Annotated in this window: 21 protein-coding genes; 13 read left to right on the top strand and 8 right to left on the bottom strand. The window is 64.8% G+C overall.

Going from position 1 to position 26,351, the window contains the following annotated elements; translation table 11 throughout:
- The first annotated feature begins 24 nt into the window (after positions 1 to 24).
- The 7 genes from ABIA90_RS06465 (at position 25) to ABIA90_RS06495 (ending at position 10,710) form a co-directional block, all read left to right on the top strand.
- Positions 25 to 1,524, top strand: coding sequence for a leucyl aminopeptidase (locus tag ABIA90_RS06465; RefSeq protein WP_354122139.1), 1,500 nt, complete (start codon positions 25 to 27; stop codon positions 1,522 to 1,524).
- Positions 1,525 to 1,530: 6 nt separating this feature from the next.
- Positions 1,531 to 1,983 carry a DNA polymerase III subunit chi gene (locus tag ABIA90_RS06470; RefSeq protein ID WP_014495779.1) on the top strand — a complete coding sequence of 151 codons (453 nt, stop codon included), beginning with the start codon at positions 1,531 to 1,533 and terminating at the stop codon, positions 1,981 to 1,983.
- A 166-nt stretch (positions 1,984 to 2,149) separates the two neighbouring features.
- Positions 2,150 to 2,638: a hypothetical protein gene (locus ABIA90_RS06475; RefSeq protein WP_028147753.1), complete on the top strand. Its 489-nt coding sequence runs from the start codon at positions 2,150 to 2,152 to the stop codon at positions 2,636 to 2,638.
- A gap of 484 nt (positions 2,639 to 3,122) precedes the next feature.
- On the top strand, positions 3,123 to 5,972 hold the full coding sequence (locus tag ABIA90_RS06480) for a beta strand repeat-containing protein (RefSeq protein WP_354122138.1): 2,850 nt from the start codon (positions 3,123 to 3,125) through the stop codon (positions 5,970 to 5,972).
- Between the two features lie 27 nt (positions 5,973 to 5,999).
- Complete coding sequence (locus ABIA90_RS06485; RefSeq protein WP_354122137.1) at positions 6,000 to 8,132, top strand: type I secretion system permease/ATPase; 2,133 nt, start codon at positions 6,000 to 6,002, stop codon at positions 8,130 to 8,132.
- Positions 8,119 to 9,567, top strand: coding sequence for an HlyD family type I secretion periplasmic adaptor subunit (locus ABIA90_RS06490; RefSeq protein WP_354122136.1), 1,449 nt, complete (start codon positions 8,119 to 8,121; stop codon positions 9,565 to 9,567). The genes ABIA90_RS06485 and ABIA90_RS06490 overlap by 14 nt, the downstream gene beginning before the upstream one ends.
- Before the next feature lie 177 nt (positions 9,568 to 9,744).
- On the top strand, positions 9,745 to 10,710 hold the full coding sequence (locus tag ABIA90_RS06495) for a tripartite tricarboxylate transporter substrate-binding protein (RefSeq protein WP_354122135.1): 966 nt from the start codon (positions 9,745 to 9,747) through the stop codon (positions 10,708 to 10,710).
- 83 nt (positions 10,711 to 10,793) lie between these two features.
- Here ABIA90_RS06495 and ABIA90_RS06500 read toward each other — a convergent pair whose 3' ends face one another.
- The 3 genes from ABIA90_RS06500 to ABIA90_RS06510 form a co-directional block, all read right to left on the bottom strand.
- Positions 10,794 to 12,656 carry an ABC-F family ATP-binding cassette domain-containing protein gene (locus tag ABIA90_RS06500; RefSeq protein WP_354122134.1) on the bottom strand — a complete coding sequence of 621 codons (1,863 nt, stop codon included), beginning with the start codon at positions 12,654 to 12,656 and terminating at the stop codon, positions 10,794 to 10,796.
- A 57-nt stretch (positions 12,657 to 12,713) separates the two neighbouring features.
- Positions 12,714 to 12,887 carry a hypothetical protein gene (locus ABIA90_RS06505; protein WP_166096073.1) on the bottom strand — a complete coding sequence of 58 codons (174 nt, stop codon included), beginning with the start codon at positions 12,885 to 12,887 and terminating at the stop codon, positions 12,714 to 12,716.
- Between the two features lie 216 nt (positions 12,888 to 13,103).
- Positions 13,104 to 13,358 (bottom strand): hypothetical protein, encoded by a 255-nt coding sequence (locus ABIA90_RS06510; RefSeq protein ID WP_014495771.1) that lies wholly within the window; start codon positions 13,356 to 13,358, stop codon positions 13,104 to 13,106.
- A gap of 310 nt (positions 13,359 to 13,668) precedes the next feature.
- On the opposite strand from ABIA90_RS06510, the gene ndk reads away from it, so the two are divergent.
- The 4 genes from ndk to ABIA90_RS06530 all read left to right on the top strand — a co-directional run bounded on the left by ndk (position 13,669) and on the right by ABIA90_RS06530 (position 18,853).
- On the top strand, positions 13,669 to 14,091 hold the full coding sequence (gene ndk, locus ABIA90_RS06515) for a nucleoside-diphosphate kinase (RefSeq protein ID WP_027535388.1): 423 nt from the start codon (positions 13,669 to 13,671) through the stop codon (positions 14,089 to 14,091).
- Positions 14,092 to 14,132: 41 nt separating this feature from the next.
- The gene (locus tag ABIA90_RS06520) at positions 14,133 to 14,993 is read left to right on the top strand and encodes a TerC family protein (RefSeq protein WP_135215298.1); all 861 of its coding nucleotides are present in this window, start codon (positions 14,133 to 14,135) and stop codon (positions 14,991 to 14,993) included.
- A gap of 635 nt (positions 14,994 to 15,628) precedes the next feature.
- The gene (locus ABIA90_RS06525) at positions 15,629 to 17,674 is read left to right on the top strand and encodes a TonB-dependent receptor (protein WP_502916690.1); all 2,046 of its coding nucleotides are present in this window, start codon (positions 15,629 to 15,631) and stop codon (positions 17,672 to 17,674) included.
- Between the two features lie 12 nt (positions 17,675 to 17,686).
- Complete coding sequence (locus tag ABIA90_RS06530; RefSeq protein WP_354122132.1) at positions 17,687 to 18,853, top strand: PepSY-associated TM helix domain-containing protein; 1,167 nt, start codon at positions 17,687 to 17,689, stop codon at positions 18,851 to 18,853.
- On the opposite strand, the gene ppx is transcribed toward ABIA90_RS06530, so the two are convergent.
- The 4 genes from ppx to ABIA90_RS06550 all read right to left on the bottom strand — a co-directional run bounded on the left by ppx (position 18,850) and on the right by ABIA90_RS06550 (position 24,018).
- Positions 18,850 to 20,352, bottom strand: a complete 1,503-nt coding sequence (gene ppx, locus ABIA90_RS06535; protein ID WP_354122131.1) for an exopolyphosphatase — start codon at positions 20,350 to 20,352, stop codon at positions 18,850 to 18,852. The two genes, ABIA90_RS06530 and ppx, sit on opposite strands and share 4 nt — an antisense overlap.
- A gap of 15 nt (positions 20,353 to 20,367) precedes the next feature.
- On the bottom strand, positions 20,368 to 22,560 hold the full coding sequence (locus tag ABIA90_RS06540; protein ID WP_063983670.1) for an RNA degradosome polyphosphate kinase: 2,193 nt from the start codon (positions 22,558 to 22,560) through the stop codon (positions 20,368 to 20,370).
- Between the two features lie 144 nt (positions 22,561 to 22,704).
- Positions 22,705 to 23,382, bottom strand: a complete 678-nt coding sequence (locus ABIA90_RS06545; RefSeq protein ID WP_354122130.1) for a P-loop NTPase family protein — start codon at positions 23,380 to 23,382, stop codon at positions 22,705 to 22,707.
- A gap of 93 nt (positions 23,383 to 23,475) precedes the next feature.
- The gene (locus tag ABIA90_RS06550; protein ID WP_063983669.1) at positions 23,476 to 24,018 is read right to left on the bottom strand and encodes a CDP-alcohol phosphatidyltransferase family protein; all 543 of its coding nucleotides are present in this window, start codon (positions 24,016 to 24,018) and stop codon (positions 23,476 to 23,478) included.
- Between the two features lie 154 nt (positions 24,019 to 24,172).
- Between ABIA90_RS06550 and purM the strand changes: the two genes are divergently transcribed.
- The gene (purM, locus tag ABIA90_RS06555) at positions 24,173 to 25,246 is read left to right on the top strand and encodes a phosphoribosylformylglycinamidine cyclo-ligase (RefSeq protein WP_071914604.1); all 1,074 of its coding nucleotides are present in this window, start codon (positions 24,173 to 24,175) and stop codon (positions 25,244 to 25,246) included.
- A 14-nt stretch (positions 25,247 to 25,260) separates the two neighbouring features.
- The gene (purN, locus tag ABIA90_RS06560) at positions 25,261 to 25,914 is read left to right on the top strand and encodes a phosphoribosylglycinamide formyltransferase (RefSeq protein WP_354122147.1); all 654 of its coding nucleotides are present in this window, start codon (positions 25,261 to 25,263) and stop codon (positions 25,912 to 25,914) included.
- 95 nt (positions 25,915 to 26,009) lie between these two features.
- Here the strand turns inward: purN and ABIA90_RS06565 are convergent, their stop codons facing one another.
- The gene (locus tag ABIA90_RS06565; RefSeq protein ID WP_007591938.1) at positions 26,010 to 26,216 is read right to left on the bottom strand and encodes a cold-shock protein; all 207 of its coding nucleotides are present in this window, start codon (positions 26,214 to 26,216) and stop codon (positions 26,010 to 26,012) included.
- Positions 26,217 to 26,351: the final 135 nt, after the last annotated feature.

Raw genomic sequence — 26,351 nt, forward strand, 5'->3', positions numbered from 1 at the left:
CCCGATGTTTTGAAGGAGTTACCCATGTCCGATGCCATCAAGGTCGGCTTTGTCCCGCTGTCTGCTGCCGCCCGTGGCATTCTGGTCGTGTTCTGCGACGACACTCTGAAGCTCGGTCCGGCGACGGCCAAGGCACTCGGTGGCGCCACTGAGCTGGTCAAGCGGGCGGCCTCCGCCGCCGGCTTCAAGGGCAAAAGCGGCGCCGCGCTGGACATCCTGGCGCCGGAGGGGGTGAAGGCCACCCGCCTGGTCGTGATCGGCGCCGGCAAGGCGGCGAGCCTGAAGGCGAACGACTTCCTCAAATTCGGCGGCGTGGCGGCGAGCAAGCTTTCGGCCGCGGCCGCTGCCATGACCATCATCGCGGAACTTCCTGATGGCGCCATGACCAGCGAGCAGGCGGTTGCGATCGCCTCGGGCCTGCGGCTGCGCGCCTACAAGTTCGATCGCTACAAGACGAAAAAGAAAGACGGCGAGGAGGGCGGCTTGCGCGCCGACGTCTCGCTTGCGGTCGGCGATGCCACCGCGGCGAAGAAGGCGTTTGCCTCGGCCGGCCATGTCGTCGACGGCGTGATCATCGCGCGCGACCTCGTCAACGAGCCGCCGAACGTGCTTTTCCCCGAGGAGTTCGCGCGCCGCGCGGGGCTGCTCCGCAAGCTCGGCGTCAAGGTCGAGGTGCTCGACGTCAAGGCGATGGACAAGCTCGGCATGGGCGCGCTGCTCGGTGTCGGCCAGGGCTCGTCGCGGCCGAGCCGCACCGTGATCATGCGCTGGGACGGCGGCAAGAAGGGCGAGGCACCGGTCGCCTTTGTCGGCAAGGGCGTTTGCTTCGACACTGGCGGCATTTCGATCAAGCCGGCCGGCAGCATGGAGGACATGAAGGGCGACATGGGCGGTGCCGCCTGCGTCGTCGGCCTGATGCACGCGCTCGCCGCGCGCAAGGCCAAGGCCAACGTGGTCGGCGCCATCGGCCTCGTCGAGAACATGCCCGACGGCAATGCGCAGCGGCCGGGCGACATCGTCACCTCGATGTCGGGCCAGACCATCGAGATCATCAACACCGACGCCGAAGGCCGCCTCGTGCTCGCCGACGTGCTCTGGTACGTGGCCAAAAAGACCAAGCCGAAATTCATGGTGGATCTGGCGACGCTGACCGGCGCGATCATGGTCGCGCTCGGCACCGAGCATGCCGGCATGTTCTCCAACAATGACGAGCTCGCCGACCGTCTGCTCGCGGCCGGCATCGAGAGCGGAGAGAAAGTCTGGCGCATGCCGCTCGGCCCCGAATACGACAAGCTGATCGATTCCCAGTTCGCCGACATGAAGAACACCGGCGGCCGCCATGGCGGCTCGATCACCGCGGCGCAGTTCCTCCAGCGCTTCGTCGACGGCACGCCCTGGGCGCATCTCGACATCGCCGGCACCGCGATGGGCGCGCCGAAGACCGATATCAACCAGAGCTGGGGAAGCGGCTACGGTGTGCGTTTGCTCGACCGTCTGGTCGCCGACCACTACGAGCGCAAATGATCTGAGATGACCGAAGTCCTTTTCTACCATCTGCAAAACATGACGGTGGAGAACGTGTTGCCGCCGCTTCTCGAGAAGTCGCTCGAGCGCGGCTGGCGCGTCGTGGTGCAGTCGACCTCGCCGGAGCGCGCCGATGCGCTCGACGCGCACTTATGGACCTACCGCGACGATTCCTTCCTGCCGCACGCGACATGGCGCGTGAACGATGCCGCCGATCAGCCGATCGTGCTGGCGATCGAGGAGGACAATCCCAACGGCGCCAATGTCCGCTTCCTGGTCGACAACGCCGCGCTGCCGCAGGACGCGCAGGGCTATGAGCGCATGGTGCTGCTGTTCAACGGCGACGATCCGGACGCGCTGGCGTTTGCCCGGAGCGCCTGGACGGATTGCAAGGCGCGGGGATTTGATGTCACCTATTGGCAGGCCGACGAACGGGGCCGTTGGCAGCGCCGGAATTAGCGGTCGTTTGCAATTAATGATAATTTGCACTTTTCGGGCGATGCTGGCTTTTGTCACCTTCGTGCCGCAAAGTGATGTTGGGACAATCGCTTAGGGCCGGTCCTTCATGCGGGGAATTTAGTTTATCGTGCGACATCAAAAGCTTCCCAGCTCGCTCATAGTTGCGTTGGCTGCCGTAGCACCGCTGCTCGCGGGCTGCTCGGGGACCGACCTGTTGTCCAAGGATGCCCAGTGGTTCAACACGCCGAGCCGCCTGTTCATCAAGAGCATCTCAATCGAATCGCCACCGTTGACCCCCGACAAGCCCGTGACGGCCGAGGATCTGGTCAGCGCCGACGGCGCCTGTCCCGGCATGACGCCGCCCCCCGGGCCGGCCGACGCCAATGCTTCGACGACGGCGCCGGCGCCCATGGGCGGCACGGTCGCGCTCGGCCACACCGAATGCGACGTGGTGCGCGGCATCGGCGCACCCTCGACCGTCAATCTCTCCAGTGATGCCGCCGGCCGGCGCGTTGCCGTGGTCACCTGGAGCACCGGTCCGCGCGCGGGCATCTACACCTTCACGTCCGGCCGTCTGTCCTCGATCGAGGGCACGCCGGAAGCGCCTGTCATGCCGAAGGCGACCAAGCCGAAGCCGAAGAAGAAGTCGGCGTAAGGCGAACTCTCGCGTCCCGGACGCGCTGCAGCGCCATCAGCGCGTTCACGCGCGTCTTCGACGCGCTATGCGCTGCTGCGCAGAGCCGGGACCAGGTCTCTCTCGATCCAGTCTCTCTCGATCATGAGCCCCGGCTCAGCAGCGCACCACTATCGTGCTGCGCTGTGTCCGGGGGCACGAGAGCAACGATCGAATTCGCCATCTCATCAAAACGAATGCGTCGTCGCTTCGAGCTGTGGCTTCTGCGCGCGCATCAATGCGTTGGTGAGATTCGCGCGCGCCTTCGAAAGTCACGCTGCCGTTATACGTGATCGGCAATTCGTGATGTGAGAGCTTTTGCATCCGCTGTCGAAACCAGCCCGGAGGAAAACTGGAGGAAATCTCCAGAATAATCACGCGCGTCTAAAGCAGTGCTTCAAGTAAGACATCCGCACCACTGCTACGCATCGAGGGGAGGGGCTAGATCGATCGAAGGAATATTTGGATGTCTACTACCTCTGTTTTCTCCCCGGTTACGGGCCAGCTCACCATTTTCGGCGACAGCGCCAATAACGGCGTCGTGATCAGCCGCGACAAGTCGGGCCGCATTCTCATCAATAACGGGCAGGTGAAGACGATCGGTGGCGATCCCACTGTGGCTAACACCAATGAGATCGACATCTTCGGTCAGGGTGGCGACGACGCGATCACCGTTAACGAATCCAACGGCCCGATGCCCGCGGTGCACATTTTCGGCGGCGACGGCAATGACAGGATCACGGGCGGCTCGGGTGCCGATTTGCTGTTTGGGCAGGCCGGCGACGATACGATCAAGGGCGGCGGCGGCAACGATCTGCTGTTCGGCGGCGCGGGGAACGACACGCTGGACGGCGGCAGCGGCGACAACCAGTTGTTCGGCGAAGCCGGCAACGACCTCATGATCTGGAATCCGGGGGGCGGCACCAACCTGTTCGAGGGCGGTGACGGCAACGACACCGCGCAGATCAACGGAAGCAATGACCCGGAGACGTTCACGATCACGGCGAACGGCACGCGCGTGCGATTCGACGGGACGGGCGCGGCGCCATTTTCGCTCGACATCGGCACGACGGAGAATCTTGTGCTGCACGCCGGCGGCGGCGACGACGTCATCACCGCAAGCAATGGACTCGCCAGCCTGATCTCGCTGACGCTCGACGGCGGCGCCGGCAACGACAGGATCACCGGCGGCGACGGCAACGACCTCCTGATCGGCGGCAGCGGCGACGACATCGTCAATGGCGGACGCGGCAACGACGTCGCGCAATTAGGGACGGGCGACGACACCTTCATCTGGAATCCCGGCGACGGCAGCGACACGGTCGAAGGCGGATCGGGCAACGACAAGCTGCTGTTCAACGGAGCCAACATCAACGAGACCATCGACATCTCGGCCAATGGTGGCCGGGTGCGCTTCACCCGCGACGTCGCCAACATCACGATGGACCTCAACAGCATCGAGCAGATCGAATTCGATGCACGCGGCGGCGCCGACAACATCACCGTCGGCGATCTCTCCGGGACCGGCGTCAAGCAGGTGCTGGTCGATCTCGGAGCCGTTCCCGGCGGCACGCAAGGCGACGGCGCGGCCGACACGGTGACCGTCAACGGCACTAACGGCGGCCAGCACATCGAGGTCACGTCCAACGGGACGACCGTGACGGTGACGGGCCTGCCCGAAGTCGTGACGATCGCGAATGCGGAAGCTGCCAACGACCGGCTGGTGATCCAGGCGCTCGGCGGCAACGACGTCATCGATGCATCGCTACTTGCTGCGGCGATTGGGCTGACCATCGACGGCGGCGCGGGCAACGATACCATCACCGGCAGTCAGGGCGCCGACACCCTGATCGGCGGCGACGGAAACGATAAGGTCACCGGTGGCCGCGGCAACGACGTCGCTCTTCTCGGCGCAGGCGACGACCTCTTCACGTGGAATCCCGGTGATGGTAGCGACACCGTCGAAGGTGGCGCGGGAACGGATACGCTGGTGTTCAACGGCTCCAACGTCGCCGAGAACATGTCGATCTCGGCGAATGGCGGCCGCGCGCTTCTCACCCGCGACGTCGGCGCCATCACCATGGATCTCAACGGCGTCGAGCATGTGCAGATCGCTGCCGCCAGCGGCGCCGACAACATCACCGTCAACGATCTCTCCGGCACCGGCGTCACGCAGGTGGCGATCGACCTCAGTGCCGGCCCCGGCAGCCAGAGTGGTGACGGTGCGGCAGATCGTGTGACCGTGAACGGCGCCGCAGGCGATGACAACATCTCGGTCACGACCTCCGGCGGATCGATCATTGTCAACGGCCTTGCGGCACAGGTGACCATCGCTCACGCCGATGCCGGTGACGTCCTGACCGTCAACGGCGGTGGCGGTAACGACGTCATCAATGCCTCGTCCATCAAGGCGGGGCAGCCGTTCAGCCTCAACATCAACGGAGGCGACGGCAACGACACCATCACCGGCAGTGCCGGCAATGACATCGTGAACGGCGGCCGTGGCAACGACGTTGCCAATCTCGGCGCTGGCGATGATACCTTCGTCTGGAATCCCGGCGACGGCAGCGACATTGTCGAAGGCGGCAAGGGCACCGATACGCTGCTGTTCAACGGCGCCAACATCAACGAGAACATCAACATCTCGGCCAATGGCGGCCGGGTGCTGTTCACCCGCGATGTTGCTGCCATCGCGATGGACCTGAACGGCGTCGAGCATATCAACTTCAACGCCCTCGGTGGTGCCGACAACATCACGATCGGCGACCTCTCCGGGACCGGCGTGAATCAGGTCAACCTCGACCTCGGCGCCAATGACGGCGCCGCGGATACGGTGACGATCAACGGAACCAGCGGCAGCGACGTCATCACGGTGACCGAGCACGACGGCATCATTACGGTGTCGGGGCTTGGCCAGGACATCAACATCACCGATGCCGGCACGGGCGACAGGATCGTGATCAACGGCCTCGATGGCGACGACGTCATCACGGCCTCCGGTCTGCACGGCGGCATCCAGCTCGTCGCCAATGGCGGCAATGGCGATGACGTCCTGATCGGCAGCCCCGGCAACGACACGCTCGCGGGCGGTGCGGGTGACGACGTGCTGATCGGTGGCGGCGGACAGGACGTCCTCGACGGTGGCCCCGGCAACAACGTCGTCATCAACGGGGGCGGGGCGATGGCGGCCGCGATGCTGCTCAACCAGGCCATGGCGGCAAACCTCGTTCCGGCAGGTGACGGTCACGGCGAGATGCCGTTGCCCGATCCGCACGCGGCGCAGAGCCAGACCCTCGCACCGCCGCAACACGCCTGACACTAGGCTCCGGCCCGGAGAACGCCCATGACCACGAACGCGGTCTCGACCGATACGGGGTTGGACGCGCTGCTCACCCTGCTGCATTTGCAGGGTGTTGCGGCCGACCGCGACCAGCTCAGGCACCGGACCGGAACGGCTATCTTTGGCGCAGCGGAGATCATCCGCTGCGCCAAATCTCTCGGCCTCAAGGCGCGAACCTATCGAACGCAGTGGAGTCGTCTGTCGGGCGGCCCGCTGCCGGCGATCGCGATACTGCGCGACGGCAGCTTCATGGTCATCGCGAAAGCCTCCGCCGACAAGGTGCTGGTGCAATCGCCGCAGGCCCAGCGCCCGGTGCTGATGGAGCGCGACGAGCTGTGCGCGATCTGGGACGGCGGATTGATTCTGATGGCCCGGCGCGCCGGGCTCTCCGACCTCGGGCGCCATTTCGACATCACCTGGTTCATCGGCGCGATCGGCAAGTACCGGCGGCTGTTCGGCGAGGTGCTGGCCGCCTCGTTCTTCCTCCAGCTCTTTGCGCTGGTCTCACCGCTGTTCTTCCAGGTCGTGATCGACAAGGTGCTGGTCCACCGCTCGCTGTCCACGCTCGACGTGCTCGTCATCGGTCTCGTCGTCGTCTCGCTGTTCGACACGGTGCTGGGTATCCTGCGCAATTATCTGTTTGCGCATACGACCAACCGCATCGACGTGGAGCTGGGGGCGCGGCTGTTCCACCACCTTCTGGCATTGCCGATGGCCTGGTTTCAGGCGCGGCGCGTCGGCGATTCCGTGGCGCGGGTTCGCGAGCTCGAGAACATCCGCAATTTCATCACCAGCTCGTCGCTGACGCTGCTCATCGACCTGTTCTTCACGTCGGTATTTCTGGCGGTGATGTTCGCCTATTCGCCGCTGATGAGCTGCATCGTGCTGGCATCGTTCCCGTTCTACATCGCGATCTCGGCGGTGGCGACGCCGCTGTTTCGCCGCAGGCTGGACGAGAAATTCCGCCGCGGCGCCGAGAACCAGGCCTTCCTCGTCGAAAGTGTCAGCGGCATCGAGACGCTCAAGGCGATGGCGGTCGAGCCGCAGATGCAGCGCCGGTGGGAAGAGCAGCTCGCCGGCTATGTCTCGGCGAGCTTCGGCGTCACCAGCCTCGGCAACACCGCAAGCCAGCTCGTCCAGTTCGTCAGCAAGGTCGTGACCGCCGCCATTCTCTATGTCGGCGCGCGCCTCGTGATCGGCGATGCATTGACCGTCGGCGAACTCGTAGCCTTCAACATTTTTGCGGGGCGCGTTTCGGCGCCCGTGCTGCGGCTGGCCCAGGTCTGGCAGGATTTTCATCAGGCGCGGCTCTCGATCGCGCGGCTTGGCGACATCCTCAACAGCGCGGCAGAGCCGGCTTATTCGGCGGCGCGTGCGGGGCTGCCGCCGATCCGGGGCAATATCCGGTTCGAGCACGTGTCGTTCCGCTACCGGCTCGATGGGCCGGAAATCCTGCATGACGTCTCGTTCGATGTTCCGCCCGGGCAAACCGTCGGCATCGTCGGATCGTCGGGCTCGGGCAAGAGCACGTTCGCCAAGCTGGTGCAGCGGCTCTACGTTCCGCAAGGCGGCCGTGTGCTGATCGACGGAATGGATCTGGTGATGACCGATCCGGCCTGGCTCCGCCGTCAGATCGGCGTGGTGCTCCAGGACAACATGCTGTTCAACCGTTCGGTGCGCGACAACATCGCGCTGGCCGATCCGACCCTGTCAATGGACCGCGTGATGGACGCAGCAAAACTTGCGGGCGCGCATGATTTCATTCTGGAGCTTCCAGAAGGCTACGACACGGTCGTCGGCGAGCGCGGCTCGACGCTCTCGGGCGGGCAGCGTCAGCGCATCGCGATCGCCCGCGCTTTGGTGACCAATCCCCGCATCCTGATCTTCGATGAAGCGACCAGCGCGCTCGATTATGAAAGCGAGCGGATCATCCATGAGAACATGATGGAGATCGCGAGGGGCCGCACCGTCCTGATCATCGCGCATCGACTGTCCACCGTTCGCGGCGCCGATCGCATCTTCACGCTGGAGCGCGGCCGTCTGGTCGAGGACGGCACGCATGACGCGTTGATCAAGACCGGTGGCCGATACGCGGCCCTGCATCGTCTCCAGGGAGGGATCTATGAGGTCGGCTAGCGCGGTGCCGGCCCCGCGGCCGGAGCAGACCGTCGTTCCCTTCCGGAAAGCGAAGGGGCGGCGCACGGAAGAGATCGCCTTCCTGCCCGCGGCGCTGGAGATTGCCGAGGCGCCACCGTCACCGATCGGCCGGGCCATCGCGATCGCCCTGATGCTCCTTGTCTGCGCGGCACTCGCGTGGTCGGCATGGGGCACGATCGACATCGTGGCGTCCGCAACCGGGAAGGTGGTGTCGAGCGGGCGAAGCAAGGTGGTCCAGCCGTTCGAGACCGGGGTGGTGCGCGCCATCCACGTGCAGGACGGGCAGGCGGTCAAATCGGGCGACGTGCTGATCGAGCTCGATCCGACCGTGAATGCCGCGGAGCGCGATCACCTGCGTGACGATCTCATGGCCGAACGGCTCAATATGGCGCGTCTCCGCGCCGCATTGGCAAGCGGCGAAGATGCCTCCACCGATCTCGTCCCGCCTGTGGATGCCGATCCCTCGCTGGTCGCGACACAGCGGCAGCTTCTTGCCAATCAGGTCAGCGAGCATCGCGCCAAATTGGCGTCGCTTGCGCGCCAGCAGGCGCAGAAGGAGGCCGAGCATCAGACCATTGCGGCGACGATCCACAAGCTGGATGCGTTGCTCCCCGTCACCCAGCAGCGCGTCGATATCCGCAAGATTCTGATGGAGAAGGAAATCGGCTCGAAGCTGACCTATTACGAGACCCTTCAGCTTCTGATCGAGCAGCAGGAGGAGCTTCGCGTCCAGAGCAGCCATCTGAAGGAAGCCGAGGCGGCCGTCGCCGCGATCCGGGAGACCCGCACCCAGGCCGTGGCGGAGTATCGCAAGAGCCTCTCCGACGAGCTCGCCAAGAGCGAGCAGAAAGCCAATGGCGTCGCGCGCGATCTGATCAAGGCGCAGCAGCGGACCCAGCTCCAGCGGCTGACCTCGCCGGTCGACGGCGTGGTGCAGCAGCTTGCGGTCCACACCGTGGGCGGTGTGGTCACGCCCGCGCAATCGCTGCTGGTGATCGTGCCATCGGATACGCGGCTCGAGGTCGAGGCGATGATCTCCAACCGCGACATCGGCTTCGTCGAGGCCGGGCAGGACGCCGCCGTCAAGATCGACACCTTCAACTTCACCCGCTACGGCCTGCTGGAGGGACGGGTGCTGAGCGTCTCGCAGGACGCCATCATCCGCGACCGTCCGCCGGGAAGCGACCGCGCGCTCGGGACGCAGCGCGACAGCAGCGAGCCCAACGGCCAGGAGTTGAGCTACAGCGCACGCATCTCGCTCGATCGCACGCAAATGCAGGTGGACGATCGCCTCGTCAGCCTGTCACCGGGAATGGCCGTGACAGTGGAGATCAGGACCGGCTCCCGCACCATTTTGAGCTACCTGTTATCGCCATTGCAGCGCTACCGACAGGAGATCATGCGGGAGCGGTAGATCCCATTTTGCTCCAGCGGAGCCGTATCATGCCTGCCCACCATTCGTCTCGCCGGCGACGTCGCCATTCTCGGCGCGGATCATCGTGATTGCGACACTTTTGCAGAGGTCGCTTTCCTGATGGCCGTGCGGCCGGGGATGCGCTTTTATGGCGCGATAAAGAATCTTGGAGGGAACATGCGTTTCATCACGATCGTGTCGGCTCTGCTTCTGTCGCTCGGCGCGGCGGTCGCCCAGGACTATCCGTCCAGGCCCATCACCGTGCTGGTGCCGTACGCCGCGGGTGGACCGACGGACACCATCGCGCGCCTGACCGCAGCAAGCATGGCGAAATCCCTCGGGCAGCAGATGATCGTCGAGAACGCGACCGGCGCTGGCGGCACGATCGGCACGACGCGCGCCGCGCGCGCCCAGCCGGACGGCTACACGCTGCTGGTCCATCATGTCGGCATTTCGACCGCGGCCACGCTGTATCGCAACCTGAGCTACGACACGAAGACGGCCTTTGCGCCGATCGGGCTCGTGACCAATGCGCCGATGACCATCATCGCGCGTCCGGACTTCCCGGCCGACACGCTCAAGGAACTGGTCGCCTACGCCCAGCAGCAGGGCGACAAGCTGACTTACGCCAATGCCGGGTTAGGTGCGGCATCGCATCTGTGCGGCATGCTGTTCATGACGGCGATCCAGAAGCAGCTCACCACGGTGCCCTACAAGGGCAATGGGCCGATCATGAACGATCTGCTCGGCAAGCAGATCGATCTCACCTGCGACCAGGCGACGAACACGACCGGGCCGATCACGGCCAAGCAGGTCAAGGCCTACGCGGTCACCACCAAGGAGCGGCTGAAGAGCCTGTCCGATCTGCCGACCGCCGACGAGGCCGGCCTCAAGGGGTTCGAGCTCGGCGTCTGGCATGGCCTCTATGCCCCTAAGGGCACGCCGCCCGCGGTCGTTCAGAAGCTGACGGCGGCGCTCCAGGCCGCGCTGAGGGATCCCACATTGATCGCCCGGTTCAACGACATCAACACCGAGCCGGTCCCGCAGGACAAGGCGACGCCGGAGGCGCTCGGGGCGATGCTGACCAGCGAAGTCGACCGCTGGGCGCCGATCATCAAGGCGGCGGGGCAGTATGCCGATTGAGCAAAGGGCCAACTGCTCAGCGGCTTGCATGCAGGTAATTTATTACCCGTACTGTGCATGGGGTTGTTTTTCAGATTTTGAGTCTAGCCCGCTGCCTCGTCGAACTGCGTGCTCGCCTCCAGCCACTGTTCCTCCGCACGCGCCAGCGCGTCGGCGGCGTTGGCGCGCGCCTTCGACAGCTGCGCGGCCTGCTTGGGATCCCGGGTGAAGATGTCGGGCAGGGCGAGCGCGGTGTCGATCTTGGTGATGATCTCGCTGACGCGGGCGATCTCGCTCTCGGCTTCCGCGATGCGCTTCTTCAGCGAGCCGCGATTGTCCGATCTCGGGCGCTGCGGCTTCTCGCTCGCGGCGCTACGCTCGCGCGGGGTGGGCTCGCCATTGCGCGCCGACAGCACCAGGCGGCGGTACTCGTCGAGGTCGCCGTCGTAATTGGTCACGGTCCGGTCGGCGACGATCCAGAGTTGGTCGGCGCAGGACTCAATCAGATAGCGGTCGTGCGAAACCATGATGACGGCGCCGGGGAATTCGTTGATCGCCTCCGCAAGCGCAGCGCGGCTGTCGATGTCGAGATGGTTGGTCGGCTCGTCCAGAATGATCATGTTGGGGCCGAAGAAGGTCGCCAGCCCCAGCAGCAAGCGCGCCTTCTCGCCGCCGGACAATTTCCCGACCTTGGTATCGGCCGCCTTGCCGGAGAATCCGATGGCGCCGGCGCGTGCGCGCACCTTGGCCTCGGGCGCTTCACCCATAAGCTTGCGGACGTGGTCGTAGGTCGAGGCATCCTCGTTCAATTCGTCGAGCTGGTGCTGGGCGAAATAGGCAATCGAGAGCTTGTCGGCACGCGTCACCTTGCCCGAGAACGGTGCGAGGCGGCCCGCGAGCAGTTTCACCAGCGTCGACTTGCCGTTGCCGTTGGAACCAAGGAGCGCGATGCGGTCGTCATTGTCGACGCGCAAGGTGACGCGGTTAAGCACGGGCGTGTTCGGATCGTAGCCGACCACGACGTTGTCGGCGGCGATGATCGGCGGCGACAGGATTTTCTCCGGCGCGGGAAAGCTGATTTCGCGCACGTCCTGGGTGACCAGCGCCGTGATCGGCTTCAGCCGCTCCAGCATTTTTACACGAGATTGCGCCTGGCGGGCTTTCGAGGCTTTCGCCTTGAAGCGGTCGACGAAGGCCTGCAGACGGGCGCGTTCGGCTTCCTGGCGCTTGACCGCTTTGGCATCGAGCAGCTCGCGCATGGCCCGTTGCTCCTCGAAGGAGGAATAGGTGCCTTTGTAGAGCGTGAGCTTGCCGCGCTCCAGATGCAGGATCTGGTCGACCGAGCTTTCCAGCAGGTCGCGGTCATGGCTGATCACGATCACCGTGCGCGGATAATGCGCAAGGTGATCCTCGAGCCACAGCGTGCCTTCGAGGTCGAGATAGTTGGTGGGCTCGTCGAGCAGCAGGAGGTCAGGCGCGGCGAACAGCGTGGCTGCGAGCGCGACGCGCATGCGCCAGCCGCCGGAGAATTCGGCGCAAGGGCGGAGCTGGTCGGTGGCGGAGAAGCCGAGGCCGGAGAGGATCGCGGCCGCGCGGCTCGGCGCCGAATGGGCGTCGATGTCGACCAGCCGGGTCTGGATCTCGGCGATCCGGTGCGGGTCGGTCGCGCTCTCCGCTTCGTGAAGCAGCGCGTCGCGTTCGAGGTCGGCCTTGAGCACGACGGAGATCAGGCTTTCGGGGCCGTTCGGGGCTTCCTGCGCCAGGCTGCCGACGCGCCAGCGTGGCGGCAGGGTGACCGTGCCGTGCTCGGCCGCCAGCTCGCCGCGGATCACCTTGAACAGGGTCGACTTGCCGGTGCCGTTGCGCCCGACCATGCCGACGCGCGCGCCGGGCGTGATCTGCACGGAACTCTGGTCAATCAGAAGGCGTCCGGCAAGGCGGATGGAGAGGTCGGTGATAGCAAGCATGCGGCCTTGTCACCGCAAGGCGCGTCGAACGCAACCCGTTTTTGCGTGAGCCTCACGTCAGTGCGAATCGCGGTCGCGCTGCTTCAACTCGTCGAGGAGCTGTTCGAGATGCGTCGGGAGCCGTGGTTCGGGGCGCAGGCTCTGCTGAAGCCGTTCGCCCACCGCATCGCAAATCGAGCGGCTGGTGCGCCGGTCGATCTGTTCGCTGTCATTGGCAAAAAGGCCAGCCATTGTGGGGTTCCGTGTTCTCAAAGTGATGACACGGTAACAAGTCCTTGGGCCCCCAAATGGTTTCGCCGCTCGCGGAGATTGCCCGGCTCTCTAGTAAAAATTGCATGAAGCGGGGCAATAGCCGCCCAAATACGAAGCCCCGGCGCAGGGGAACGCCGGGGCTTCGCTTGGAAGGTACCTGGGGGGCCTAGGTACCTCAGGAAGGTGCTGTCGGGCTCAGTAGCAGCGGTTGATCAGCCGCCAGCGGGGTCCCCAGGGGGTCGGGACCAGCCGGCGCACGTAGCAGCCGCCATAGCCGTAGGAGACGGGGCCGCCGGCATAGAAGCGCGGTCCACCCCAGCCGTGATGCCAGCCACCGCCGCCGCCGTGCCAGCCCCAGCCGCCATGCCAGTGAGCGGAGGCGGAGGTCGGCGCCAGCGCGGCACCCAGCGCAACCGCGGCGACAGCGGCAAGCGAAAGTTTCCTCAACATGGTGATCTCCTAAAGACTGCCGGCGCGGGGCTATCGCGTCGATGGAAAGGCCGCCGAAACGATCCGCCTGATGATCAGGCTTTGGTTTCGATAGGCCCAACCTTACGCCAGCGAGGCTGAACCAAGCCCTGAACGGAGCCTTCAGATTGGGTTCATCTGGGGGAAATCTCGGTAATCCATGACTAGATCCGGCGGGGCAGCCTGCGGCGAAGCGTCCGGGGGCGGTTTTGGCGGTCGCTTGCCGTCCGGCAAAGGCGCCGATATAAGCCCGGCAACTCCGAACCACCGCTTTCTTCTCAAGGACAAGATTATGGCCATCGAACGCACTTTCTCGATCATCAAGCCCGATGCGACCGCGCGTAACCTGACCGGTGCGGTCAACGCCGTGATCGAGAAGGCGGGCCTGCGCATCGTCGCACAGAAGCGCATCCGCATGACCAAGGAACAGGCCGAGACCTTCTATGCCGTGCACAAGGCGCGCCCGTTCTTCGGCGAGCTCGTCGAGTTCATGACCTCGGGCCCCGTGGTGGTCCAGGTGCTGGAAGCCGAGGGCGCCATTGCCAAGTACCGCGATGCGATGGGCGCGACCGATCCGTCCAAGGCCGCCGACGGCACCATCCGCAAGCTCTACGCAAAGTCGATCGGCGAGAATTCCGCTCACGGCTCGGATGCGCCGGAGACCGCCGCGATCGAAATCGCGCAGTTTTTCTCGGGCAACGAGATCGTCGGCTGATCAGCCGATAGGTTAATATCGACGGGGCGAAAGGACGTATTGTGAACTGGCTCTGGCAGGTCTTCGATCCCGCTACGATCGGGGCATTCTTCACCCAGTTTCGCAACGAGATGGCCGAACCGACCTTCTGGATTGCGGTCGGCAAGATCATCTGGATCAACATCCTGCTCTCCGGCGACAACGCGCTCGTGATTGCGCTCGCCTGCCGCGGACTCAAGCCGCGGCACCGGCTGTGGGGCATGATCTTCGGCGCCGGCGCAGCCGTGCTGCTGCGGATCATCTTCACCGGCATCGTCGCGAGCTTGATGGAGCTGCCGTATCTCAAGCTCGTCGGCGGTCTCGCGCTGATCGTGATCGCGGCGAAGCTCCTGGTGCCGGAGAACGAGGACGAGGAGGGCGTCGAGTCCGCCTCGCATCTGTGGCAGGCGGTGCAGATCGTCGTCGTCGCCGACATCGTCATGAGTCTCGACAACGTCATTGCGGTGGCCGCCGCCGCCAATGGCAGCGTGCCGCTGCTGATCCTCGGCCTTGCCATCAGCGTGCCGCTGATCGTCGCCGGTGCGGCCCTGATCATGGCGCTGCTCGCAAAGCTGCCGGTCCTGGTCTGGGCGGGTGCAGCACTGCTCGGCTGGATCTCGGGCGAGGTGATCGCGACCGATCCCGGCATCGCGCCGAAGCTGCACACGCTGTTCGACGGCCCGCTCGGTGCCTCGCTGGACAGCATGCTCGGCGCACTTCGCATCCCGCCCCAATTCGCCCATGGCGGCGGAGGCGGCGAATATCTCTGCGCCGCTCTCGGCGTCGTCGTCGTGCTGGTCGTCGGCAGCATCTGGCGCCGGCGCAGCCTGAGCGCGGCCGCGCTGGAGTCCTCAGAGCGCCACGCCAAGGCCTCGGCGGAGTAATCTCTACGGCATGATCTGGTTTTGCTTGCCTCTTCCCGGCGGGGAGAGGTCTTGCGCACGATCATTCCGACAGGGTTCCGGCAGTCGCCGTCCCGCTGAACCGGCCATCATAGCTCCGCACGCCGGCGAGCTTGCCGCCTCATGGCGGACTCGCGCGTCAGGCGGTCACGCACACAGCGCGGCCGGGCAGTTCGTGGGATGACCCACAGCGCTCTCAACCTCTGCGCGATTTAGACTTTGACTTATTATAAACTACTGAAAATAAAGGCGTTTTTATTGACTTGGCGGCTCATGCCGCGGCACGTCGCTCCGGTATTTATTCCTGTCAAACCGGAAGCTGTTGAGAGATGCCTTCGAGAGCCACCTGCCGCCCTGTTGCTATTCTTGCCGCTACCGTCAAATCCCATTCGAAGTTCTCCAGACCGACGGCCTTCGCGGCTTCTCTGGTCTCCATCGCCTTGTTCGGCGACGGCTTCCTTCACCGCACCAGCGCGCAAGGCGCTGCGCCGGAGACGGCGACGGCCTTGCCGGCGGTGACCGTCACCGCCGACGTGCCGAAGCAGCGTGCACGCCCGCGTTTGAACCCAAGTCGAAGGGCGGGCCGTCAAAGCGCGCCCGCGAATGAGCGGGCCAGGATGCAGGCGGAAGCGAAGCCCGCTACCGCAAGGCCCGGCGCACTCCCGCCCTCCTACCCAGGTGGGCAGGTCGCCCGCGGAGGCCAGATCGGCTTGCTGGGCAACAAGGATTTCATGGACACGCCGTTCAACATCACCAGTTACACGGCGAAGAAGATCGAAGATCAGCAGGCCAGCACGATAGCCGACGTCGTCAGCAACGACCCTTCGGTCCGTTTCACCGGCCAGACCGGCGGCATTCTCGACTCCTTCTTCATCCGCGGCTTTCCGATCGGCGAGGGGAATGTCGGAGAAATTGCCTTCAACGGTGTCTACGGTGTTGCACCAAACTACCGTGTCTTCACCGACTACGTCGAACGGATCGAGATCATCAAGGGCCCGACCGCGCTACTTTACGGGATGGCCCCGAACAGCAGCGTCGGGGGCACCATCAATATCGTCCCGAAGCGTGCCTCTGATGTCGATCTCACACGGGTTACCACCGACTATGCGACGAACAGCCAGTTCGGCACGCATCTCGACGTCAGCCGACGGTTCGGCGAGAACCGCGAATTCGGAATTCGCGTCAATGGCAGCTATCACAATGGTGATACGCCGCTGGACAACCAGAACCGGGAGGCGCATGTCGGCGCCGCGGCGTTCGATTATCGCGGTGAGAAATTCAGAGCTTCGCTCGACTTCATCGATCAGGAAGAAAAGTTCGACGCGCCCACGAGACCGTTTCTGGTCGCAACAGGCGTAGCTGTCCCGACCGCGCCGGTCGGGAGGCGCAATGTCACGCAGGCCTGGGAATGGGCCAAGGTTCATGACAACTCGCTGCTGGCGCGCGCCGAATACGATGTGACGGATTCCGTGACGGTGTTCGCCGACGGCGGCGGCGGCAGGACCCAGGTCGATCGTCTGTTTGGTACGCCGACGATCCTGAACGCGGCCGGCAACACCACGTCGACACCGGGACGCTTCAAATTCGATATCGACAGGAATGTCGCCGACGCCGGTGTGCGCGCCCGGTTTGAAACTGGCGCGATCAGTCACGCCGTGAGTTTCCAGGGCAGCTACTACACGGATCAGATCTCACGGGGCTCTGTGTCCGGGACGCCGGTTCTGTCCAACATCTATGCGCCGATTGCCCGTCCTGAGCAGCTCGTTGCTGCTCCCGCGACTGTTCCGAAGCTTTCGGATACCGAATTGACCGGCTTGGCGCTGGCTGACACTTTGTCGGTTTTTCAGGAGCGCCTTCAGCTGACCGTCGGCGTGCGCCAGCAGGGGGTGAAGTCCAACAACTTCAATACCACCACGGGAGCGGTCACGTCCTCCTATGACCAGACGGCGCTCACGCCGATGGTCGGCCTCGTCGTCAAGCCCTGGAGCAACGTTTCGCTCTACACCAACTACATCGAAGGGCTCAGCAAGGGCGACGTCGCACCGACGACCGCGAGCAATCAGGGGGAAGTTCTTGCGCCTTACTTCAGCAAGCAGCACGAGGCAGGCGTCAAGGTCGACTTCGGAATGCTGGCCACCACGATCAGCGTGTTCCAGATCACCAAGCCGTCGGGACAATTGGGTGTCGACAAGATCTTCCGGGCCGACGCCGAACAGCGCAATCGCGGCCTGGAGTTCACCGTATTCGGAGAGGTGCAGCCGGGCATACGAGTCCTTGGCGGCGTGACGTTGATCGATGCGGAGCTGACAAAGACAAGCACGCCAACCAATCTGGGCAAGACCCCGATCGGTGTGCCTCAGGTGCAGGCAAACCTGTCCGCCGAATGGGACACCCCGTTTGCCCCCGGACTGACGCTGGTCGCCAACACCATCTATACGGGACACCAATATCTGGATGCGGCGAACACGCAGGTCGTTCCGGCCTGGACGAGGCTCGACCTGGGTGCCCGCTACAACACGCGGATCAACAACCGGCCGGTGACGCTTCGGGCCCTGGTTCAGAACGTGTTCGATACCAATTACTGGGCTGGCGTGGCGAGCTTCTCCGCATTGTCGCAAGGTGTACCGCGAACCCTGCTATTGTCGATGTCGACGGATTTCTGAGGCGGGTCGGCTTTGACGCGTGCAACGGCGATGTTGCCGGCCCCGAACCTCACCGGACGCGCACGGCGCGGGCTGCTGTGGGCTCATCGATGGCTCGGATTGCTCGGCGGCATCGTCGTGGTGCTGATCGGCCTCACGGGTAGCTTCATCGTCTTCTATCGGGAAATCGACGCCGCCCTGAACCCGGCGCTTTACACTCCCGCCGGTCGGGAACGAGAGGCTACGTTGAGCGAGGTGATGCGCGCGGCCGCGGCAGCGGATCCCGCGCCGATTGCCACGATCCTCGCGCCGGATCGGACCTGGCCGGTCTGGGTCGTGATACATGCGCATGAAACTGCGAAAGGCCGCTACCCGAATCGCTGGACGACCATGGTCGATCCTTCGAACGGGAAGGTGCTCGGGCGGCGTGACTACGTCAACGCGTTCTCCCTCAAGGTTTATCGTCTGCACTACACGCTGCTGCTCTATGAGTGGTGGGGCAGAGAGCTGGTCGGCGTTGCCGGGTTCATGCTGCTCGGCCTGGCCATGTCAGGCCTCATTTTGTGGTGGCCGAGGCCGGGTCGATTCTGGCGATCGGTGTCGGTCCGGAAGGACGTTTCGCTGCTTCGATTTGTTTTCGACGTCCATGGCACGGCCGGCTTTTGGGCGCTGCTCGCGCTCACGGTGATCTCGATGACCGGCGTCGGGATCATCTTTCCCGACGTGGTGCGCCCCATCGTTGGCCTTATGTCGCAACCGACAGCCGATCCGTCGCCGCGGATCGAAGCGCCGCCCCCCACGGGGACACCGCCGCTATCACCCGATGCGATCATGCGGAGCGCGCAAGCGGCCAAGCCGGGCATGGCGGTTGCCATGCTGAGCCCGCCCACCGAAACGCGCAACACGTGGCGGGTGCAGTTCCGGGCCGCGGGTGCTGATCCCGCGGTACGTGCTCGGGGGGCGATCTGGCTCGATCCATGGAGTGGCGCAGTGGTACACGATCGCACCTCGGCCGCGATGTCGATGGGGGATCGCTATCTGGCCGAACAGCTCTGGATCCATAACGGCGCGACGTTCGGGCTGATCGGGCGCCTGTTGGTGTTCACAGCCGGCTTCGCACCTCTCGCCCTGTTCATCAGCGGCGCGATCATGTGGCTCAAGAAGCGTCCAGGGAGGATCAGGACCGGCTGGCGAGTCTAGCGCCGCACGATCGAGCCGGAGCGGCCGATCAGGCGGGCGAGGGCACGGAAGCGGCTGCCGACGCGGTCGGCGACGAGGTCGACGAGCCGGTGCTCGAACACCAGCATCAGATTGCGGCCCTGGCTGCGGAAATGCGTGGCCGGCAGCACACCCGGGCGTGCTGCCGAGATCAGATGGGCGACGCGGAACGCCGCGCCCAGCAGACGGGCGCGTTCGAGCTGGGCCGGTGTCAGCAGCTCCTGCATGGTCACCGGCGGCTGGTTCTCCTCGCTCAGGCCCGCATAGCGGTAGAACACGGACAGGCCGACGAAGGCGCGCTCAGTGTGGGTGATTGCGCCGAAATTGCCGTTGACGACGAGGCTCAGCGTCTGCTCGCCGCGATGGTCGGGATGCACGCGCCAGCCGATGTCGGAGAGCAGGCACGCGGTGTGGCGCAAGCGGCGGTCCTCCTCGGTCTCGCGCAGCTTCACCACGCGCGCGAGGCGGTCGGTCCAGGCGATCAGCTCGCGGGCGTGCTTTGCGGAACGCGACAGCAGCTGATTGAGCTCTTCCGCGGCGCAGAACAGCCCGTCCTTGTTGCGCTCGGATTCCGACAGCTTCTCGTGCAAGAGGCCCTCGCGCACGCCGAAGGTCGAGAACACGATGGACTTGGGTTTCGCCACGCGGATGATGTGCTCGAGCACCAGCGCCGCATAGGTGAGGAGCGGGCGCCTGGCATCCGCGACGATCTCGATGTCGGCCAGCATGTCGGCGGCCGCAAGCCGGCGGAGACGACGCGAAAAGTCGAGCGCTTCAGCTGCGGAAATGGAGTAGCCGTGCATCACCTGGAGCGGATAGCCGCTCTGGATGATGTGGATGCGCGCGAGCGCGCGCCAGGTGCCGCCGACGGCGTAGAAGGTGCGGCCGCGGCCGGCGGTGAGCTGCGGCACCTCGTCGAGCTCCTCGCGCACGATGCGGTCGGCGCGCTTGAGCGATTTGTGCGCGAGGTCCTGGAGCGCGAGGCCGCCGAGCGGCAGCGTCACGCCGCTGCGCACGCTGTTCTTGCGCACATCGATCAGCTCGAGCGAGCCGCCGCCGAGATCGCCGACGATGCCGTCGGGATGATGGATGCCGGAGATCACGCCGAGCGCCGACAACCGTGCCTCGCGCGGGCCCGACAGAATCTCGATCTTTACGGCGCAGATGCGCTCGGCTTTCGCGATGAAGTCGGGGCCGTTGGAGGCATCGCGGCAGGCTGCAGTCGCAATCGCAAACACGCGACCGACCTGCATGACGCGGCACAGGGCCCGGAACCGCTTCAGCGAGGTCAGCGCCTTGTCGACGGCATCGGGAGCAAGCAGGCCCGTGCTCTGCACCTCGCGCCCGAGGCCGCACAGCGTCTTCTCGTTGAAGATCGGAATGAGGCTCCGCGTCAGTCCCTCGTAGACGACGAGACGGACCGAGTTGGACCCGATATCGATGACCGCGACGCTCGAGCCGCGCTTACGCGGCCGCTTCACGTCCTCGATCCCGGATCAAGATTGATGACGTTCATTACGGCGCGTGAGACGGCGCGGCGAGGATTCCTTGAGCGACTTTCCACGGCCAGATAGACTCGGATTTGTCATGAAGTAGTTGTGGACGTTGAAAGGCTCCTCGCCCTTCGCGGTCTTCATACGCGTCGAGGACCCGTCCGGCAACAATTGCCAGCTCTGCTCATTGTCCTTCAGATTCGCGACCATGATCTGTTCGAGAACCTGCTGATGAACCGTGGGATTTTGCAGCGGACACAGCACCTCGACGCGGCGGTCGAGGTTGCGTGGCATCATGTCGGCCGAGGAGATATACACAGCCGCTTTCGCGCTCGGCAGGCCCTGGCCCATGCCGAAGCAGTAGATTCGTCCGTGTTCCAGGAAGCGCCCGATGATCGACTTGACGCGGATGTTCTCCGACAGGCCTGGAATGCCGGGCCTGAGGCAGCAGATTCCGCGCACGACGAGCTCGACCTGGACGCCGGCTTGCGAGGCCTCGTAGAGCGCGTCGATGATGTCGGGGTCGACCAGCGCATTCATCTTCATCCAGACCGCGCCGGGGCGGCCATGCCGCGCATGCGCGGTCTCGCCCTGGATGTGCTCGATGATGCGCTTGCGCAACGTCAGCGGCGACACCGCCATCTTTTCCAGATCGCTCGGCGCGGCATAACCGGTGATGAAGTTGAACACGCGCGCCGCGTCGCGGCCGATGGTCGGATCGGAGGTGAAGTAGGAGAGGTCGGTGTAGATACGTGCGGTGACGGGGTGATAATTGCCGGTGCCGGTGTGGACGTAAGTGGTGAGGCCGCCGCCCTCGCGGCGCACCACCATCGAGAGCTTCGCGTGCGTCTTCAGTTCGAGGAAGCCGTAGACGACCTGCACGCCGGCACGTTCTAGGTCGCGCGCCCAGCGGATGTTGGCTTCCTCGTCGAAGCGCGCCTTTAATTCGATCAGCGCGGTGACGGACTTGCCGGCTTCGGCGGCTTCCGCCAGCGTGCGCACGATCGGCGAGTTGTTGGAGGTGCGGTAGAGCGTCTGCTTGATCGCGACGACATCGGGATCGCGGGCGGCCTGCTGCAGGAACTGCACGACCACGTCGAAGGATTCGTAGGGATGATGGACGACGAGGTCCTTCTGCCGGATCGCGGCAAAGATGTCGCCGCCATGCTCGCGCACGCGCTCGGGATGGCGCGGCACGTAAGGGGTGAATTCGAGATCGGGCCGGTCGAGGCGGGTGAGCTGCGAGAGCTCGTTCATGGCGAGCACACCGTCGACCAGGAACACCTCGTCGTCGGCGGCCGACAGCGCATGCTGCACGAAGCTGCGCAGCTCCTCCGGCATCTTGCCGTCGATCTCGAGCCGGATCACCGACCCGCGGCGGCGGCGCTTCAGAGCGGTCTCGAACAGGCGGACGAGGTCTTCGGCCTCTTCCTCGATTTCGAGCTCGGAGTCGCGGATGATGCGGAAGGCGCCCTGGCCGTGGAGATTGTAGCCGGGGAACAGGCGGTTGATGAACAGCCCGGTCGCCTGCTCGAGCGAGATCAGCCGCACGACCTTGCCCTCGGCCGGCAACCGGATGAAGCGGTCGATCTTGCCGGGCATACGAATCAGCGCGTTCATCTGCTTGCCGTCGGCGGCGCGCGTCAGCTGGAGCGCGATGGTGAAGCCGAGGCTCGGAATGAACGGGAAGGGGTGAGCCGGGTCGATCGCGAGCGGGGTCAACAGCGGAAACACGTTGTTGAGGAAGTAGTCCTCGATCCAGGTCCGTTCCGCCTTGGTGACGTCCTTGCCGTCGACCAGCACGATGCCGACGTCGGCCAGCGTGCCGCGCAGGTCGCGCCAGATCGCCTGCTGGTCAGAGGCAAGCTGCGAGACGGTGCGGTTGATCAGCGCGAGCTGCTCGGACGGCGTCAGGCCGTCGGGGCTGCGCTCGGCGATGCCCTCGCGGATCTGGGCCTTGATGCCGGCGACGCGGACCATGAAGAATTCGTCGAGGTTATTCGCTGAAATCGACAGGAATCGCACCCGCTCCAGCATGGGGTGGCTGGGATTGACCGCTTCCTCGAGGACGCGGCGGTTGAAATGCAGCCAGGAGAGCTCGCGATTGATGAAGCGCTCGGGACTTGAGGCAATCGCCGGCAGGCCCTCGGTCTCCGGGGCTTTTTCTTTAATTTCAACAGCTTGCGCAGAGTCCATCAGAAGTCGATCCATCCAGTTCGCCTCAATTTGCGACTTATGCGCAAAACCGGCGGGAGCATGTGTTAGTCCGATGACGTTTCGATGACATTGATGTTCCGCCGCTGCGCCGCGTCAAGCGGCCTTGGAGCCAGGGTGGAGGGGTCAGGCGTCCCGAAGCAGCTCGGCCGCCAGGGCCCGCGTGACGGGGCGACCGAGGCGCAGGGCCTCGCTGTCGAGCAGCTCAACGGCCTCCCGTGCGGCCGCCGAGGACCGCTCCAGGCGGGTGGCGAGGTAGCTGACCACGCTCTCATCCACGGTGAGCTGGCGGTCGGCGCAGAACTTGACGATCAGGCCGCGGAAAAGCTGGTCGTCGGGCGGCAGCAGCGAGATGACAGGCACCGCGCGCAGCCGCGAGCGCAGGTCGCGCAGCTCGATCTCGATCGACGCCGGTACCTCGCGGCCGGTGAAGAGCAGGTAGGCCCCATCCTCGCGGGCGAGGTTCACCAGATGAAACAGGGCCCGCTCGTCGAACTGTTTTGCCTTGAGATCCTCGACCACCAGCGCGCCGGTGGCGAGCGCGCCCGGGACGTTTTCGGCGGTCAGCCCATTGGCTGTGGTCGAGCGGGCGCCGGAAGCCTCGGCCCAGATCGCCGCGAGATGGCTCTTGCCGCTTCCTTCCGGGCCGGCCAGCCACATGATCCGGTTCGGCCATTCCGGCCAGGTATCGATGAGGGCAAGACCGGCTTCGTTGGCGGGGCCTTCGAGAAAATTGTCCCGGCTGAGGCTTTCCGCGTGCGGAAGCGAGAATGCCAATTGTCGGGGATGAACGCGGCCTGCCACGCTTGCTATGCTCCGTGCCGGCGCGCCGGCTTCGTTTGAAGAGATTCGACGTCATCGAGCGGGAGTTGGCCTTTTGCGGGGCCGCATCCCGGCTCATTTGGCCTCGATCGTGCTCATGTGCCGCAGCCACTCGACGAGATAGAGCGACACGGAAGAGAGCGTGAAGACCGTGACGAGGCCCATCAGGATCATATCATAGGGCGCCGGTTTGAAGCCGAAGGCGAGGGAGGCCAGCACCAGCGCCGCGTAGGCCACCTGGGCGGCGGTGTTGAGCTTCGACACCTTCGACGGCTTCATCTCGACCGGCTTGTCGAACAGCCAGGACACGATCACGGCGGCGACGATCATGATGTCGCGCGACACCACCAGGATCACGATCCAGCGCGGGATGTCGCCCCAGATCCCCAGTGCCAGATAGATCGAGACCAGCAGCGCCTTGTCCGCGAGCGGATCGAGCAGGGCGCCGAGCTCGCTCGTCATGTTGAAGCGCTTGGCGAGGAAGCCGTCGACCGCGTCGCTCACGCCGGCAATGAGGAAGACGGCGAACGCAACCTCCATTTGGCTCGACACGATGGCCCAGACGATGATTGGGACCAGCATGATGCGGCCCAGGGTAATGATATTCGGAATACTCACGCGGCGCTTCCTGGCACCCGGCCTGATCTCGAATCCGGCCCGTTTGAAGGCTGAACCGGTTGATATCTACATAGTATAGGGCGGGGCGCCACGCTTGCCATTGCGCGTCCCCGGAATTCGACGTAACCAGCCGCAAACCCACTGGAAATCGGGCATGACCGACCGCAAAAACGGCCTCACTTACGCCGATTCAGGCGTCGATATCGACGCGGGCAACCGCCTGGTCGATCTGATCAAGCCGATGGTGCGCGCCACCGCGCGGCCCGGCGCCGACGCCGAGATCGGCGGATTCGGCGGCCTGTTCGACCTCAAGGCGGCCGGTTTCAAGGACCCCGTCCTGGTTGCCGCCACCGACGGGGTCGGCACCAAGGTCAAGATCGCGATCGAGACCGGCCTGCATGGCGGGATCGGCATCGACCTCGTCGCCATGAGCGTCAACGACCTCGTGGTACAGGGCGCCGAGCCGTTGTTCTTCCTCGACTATTTCGCCTGCGGCAAGCTCGACCCGGAGGCGACCGCCTCGATCGTTGCCGGTGTTGCCGAAGGCTGCCGCGAATCCGGCTGCGCCCTGATCGGGGGCGAGACCGCCGAGATGCCCGGCCTCTACAAGGACGGCGACTACGACCTCGGCGGCTTTGCCGTCGGCGCCGCCGAGCGCGGTACCTTGTTGCCGCGCAAGGACATCGCCGCGGGGGATGCCGTGATTGGCCTTGCCTCGTCCGGCGTGCACTCCAACGGCTTCTCGCTGGTGCGCAAGATCGTCGAGCAGTCCGGCCTCAGCTTCGAGGCGCCGGCCCCGTTCGCGCCGGTCATGACGCTCGGCGGCGCGCTGCTGACGCCGACGCGGCTCTACGTCAAATCCTGCCTGCGCGCGATCCGCGAGACCGGCGCGGTGAAGGGGCTTGCCCACATCACCGGCGGCGGTTTCACCGACAACATTCCGCGCGTGCTGCCGAGCCATCTTGGCGTCGGCATCGATCTGGCGCGCCTGCCGGTGCTGCCGGTGTTCAAATGGCTGGCCGCCCAAGCCGGTATCGCCGAGCTCGAAATGCTGCGCACCTTCAACTGCGGCATCGGCATGATCGCGATCGTCGAGCCCGACAAGGTCGATCAGGTCGTCCAGGTCTTCAGCGATGCCGGTGAGACGGTGGCGCAGCTCGGTACCGTGATTCCGGCCGAGGGCGAGCACCGCGTCGTCTATAACGGCCACCTCGACCTGGCACCGTGATGACTGGCGCTGTGATGAAGCGGCGCGTCGCCATCCTGATCTCCGGCCGCGGCTCCAACATGTCCGCGCTGATCAGGGCCGCTGCTGCACCGGATTTTCCGGCGGAAATCTCGCTCGTCATCTCGAACAAGGCCGACGCTCTGGGGCTCGAACGCGCCAAGGCGAGCGGCGTGAACACGCTGGTGATCGAGAGCAAGCCGTTCGGCAAGGACCGCGCCGGCTTCGAAAGGCTGCTGCAGGCCGCGCTCGATGAGCACGGCATCGAGCTGATCTGTCTCGGCGGCTTCATGCGCCTGTTCACGGCCGAGTTCACCAAGGCCTGGAACGGGCGGATGCTCAACATCCATCCGTCGCTGCTGCCGTCATTCCCTGGTTTGGACCCGCATGGTCAGGCTTTGCGCGCCGGCGTCAAACTGTCTGGCGCGACAGTGCACTTCGTCATCCCTGAGACCGATGCCGGCCCGATCGTGATGCAGGGTGCAGTCCCCGTCAGCGACCACGACACGGGCGCTACGCTGTCGGAGCGCATTCTCGAGGTGGAGCACCGCATCTATCCCGAAGCGCTGCGACTGCTCGCGACCGGCAAGGTCCGGATCGAGGGCGATGTGTGCAAGACGGCGGGTAGCGGGCCGTCGGAGAACTTCCTGGTGTCGCCAGTGGTGCGCTGAAGCGCCGTCGCACCGTGTTTCGTCTTCGCAAACAAAATCCCCCGGCAGAGCCGGGGGCATCGTCATGATCTCTCGCGCGAGAGCTTTGAGAGAAATCAGGAGACCTTGAGGTTCTCCGCGGATGCTTTGCCGCGGTTCTCCACGAGGTCGTATTCAACCACCTGGTTCTCATTAAGGGTCGAGAGTCCGGCACGCTCGACGGCCGAGATATGGACGAACACGTCCTTATCGCTGCCGTTCGGCTTGATGAACCCATAGCCCTTGGTCGGGTTGAACCATTTGACGGTGCCCTTTTGCGGCATCGCTCATCTCCTCCACTAGATACAAAAAAGACGCGGCCGCAGTTTCGCGTGCCACGCCACAAACGGGCTTCCGGAAGTCTGTTCGAGTCTCAATGTCGCGAAACGCACAGCCGAGCGGCCAATTCCGATTGTGTC

It is taken from the genome of Bradyrhizobium sp. LA6.8 (assembly GCF_040547935.1).
GTDB classification, from domain to species: Bacteria; Pseudomonadota; Alphaproteobacteria; order Rhizobiales; family Xanthobacteraceae; genus Bradyrhizobium; species Bradyrhizobium barranii.

Bases quoted from the DNA above. Each gene is read 5' to 3' on its own strand.
- ABIA90_RS06465 (WP_354122139.1), top strand. From the start codon at position 25: ATGTCCGATGCCATCAAGGTCGGCTTTGTCCCGCTGTCTGCTGCCGCC.
- ABIA90_RS06470 (WP_014495779.1), top strand. From the start codon at position 1,531: ATGACCGAAGTCCTTTTCTACCATCTGCAAAACATGACGGTGGAGAAC.
- ABIA90_RS06480 (WP_354122138.1), top strand. From the start codon at position 3,123: ATGTCTACTACCTCTGTTTTCTCCCCGGTTACGGGCCAGCTCACCATT.
- ABIA90_RS06485 (WP_354122137.1), top strand. From the start codon at position 6,000: ATGACCACGAACGCGGTCTCGACCGATACGGGGTTGGACGCGCTGCTC.
- ABIA90_RS06490 (WP_354122136.1), top strand. From the start codon at position 8,119: ATGAGGTCGGCTAGCGCGGTGCCGGCCCCGCGGCCGGAGCAGACCGTC.
- ABIA90_RS06495 (WP_354122135.1), top strand. From the start codon at position 9,745: ATGCGTTTCATCACGATCGTGTCGGCTCTGCTTCTGTCGCTCGGCGCG.
- ABIA90_RS06500 (WP_354122134.1), bottom strand. From the start codon at position 12,656: ATGCTTGCTATCACCGACCTCTCCATCCGCCTTGCCGGACGCCTTCTG.
- ABIA90_RS06505 (WP_166096073.1), bottom strand. From the start codon at position 12,887: ATGGCTGGCCTTTTTGCCAATGACAGCGAACAGATCGACCGGCGCACC.
- ABIA90_RS06510 (WP_014495771.1), bottom strand. From the start codon at position 13,358: ATGTTGAGGAAACTTTCGCTTGCCGCTGTCGCCGCGGTTGCGCTGGGT.
- ndk (WP_027535388.1), top strand. From the start codon at position 13,669: ATGGCCATCGAACGCACTTTCTCGATCATCAAGCCCGATGCGACCGCG.
- ABIA90_RS06525 (WP_502916690.1), top strand. From the start codon at position 15,629: ATGCAGGCGGAAGCGAAGCCCGCTACCGCAAGGCCCGGCGCACTCCCG.
- ABIA90_RS06540 (WP_063983670.1), bottom strand. From the start codon at position 22,560: ATGGACTCTGCGCAAGCTGTTGAAATTAAAGAAAAAGCCCCGGAGACC.
- purM (WP_071914604.1), top strand. From the start codon at position 24,173: ATGACCGACCGCAAAAACGGCCTCACTTACGCCGATTCAGGCGTCGAT.
- purN (WP_354122147.1), top strand. From the start codon at position 25,261: ATGAAGCGGCGCGTCGCCATCCTGATCTCCGGCCGCGGCTCCAACATG.
- ABIA90_RS06565 (WP_007591938.1), bottom strand. From the start codon at position 26,216: ATGCCGCAAAAGGGCACCGTCAAATGGTTCAACCCGACCAAGGGCTAT.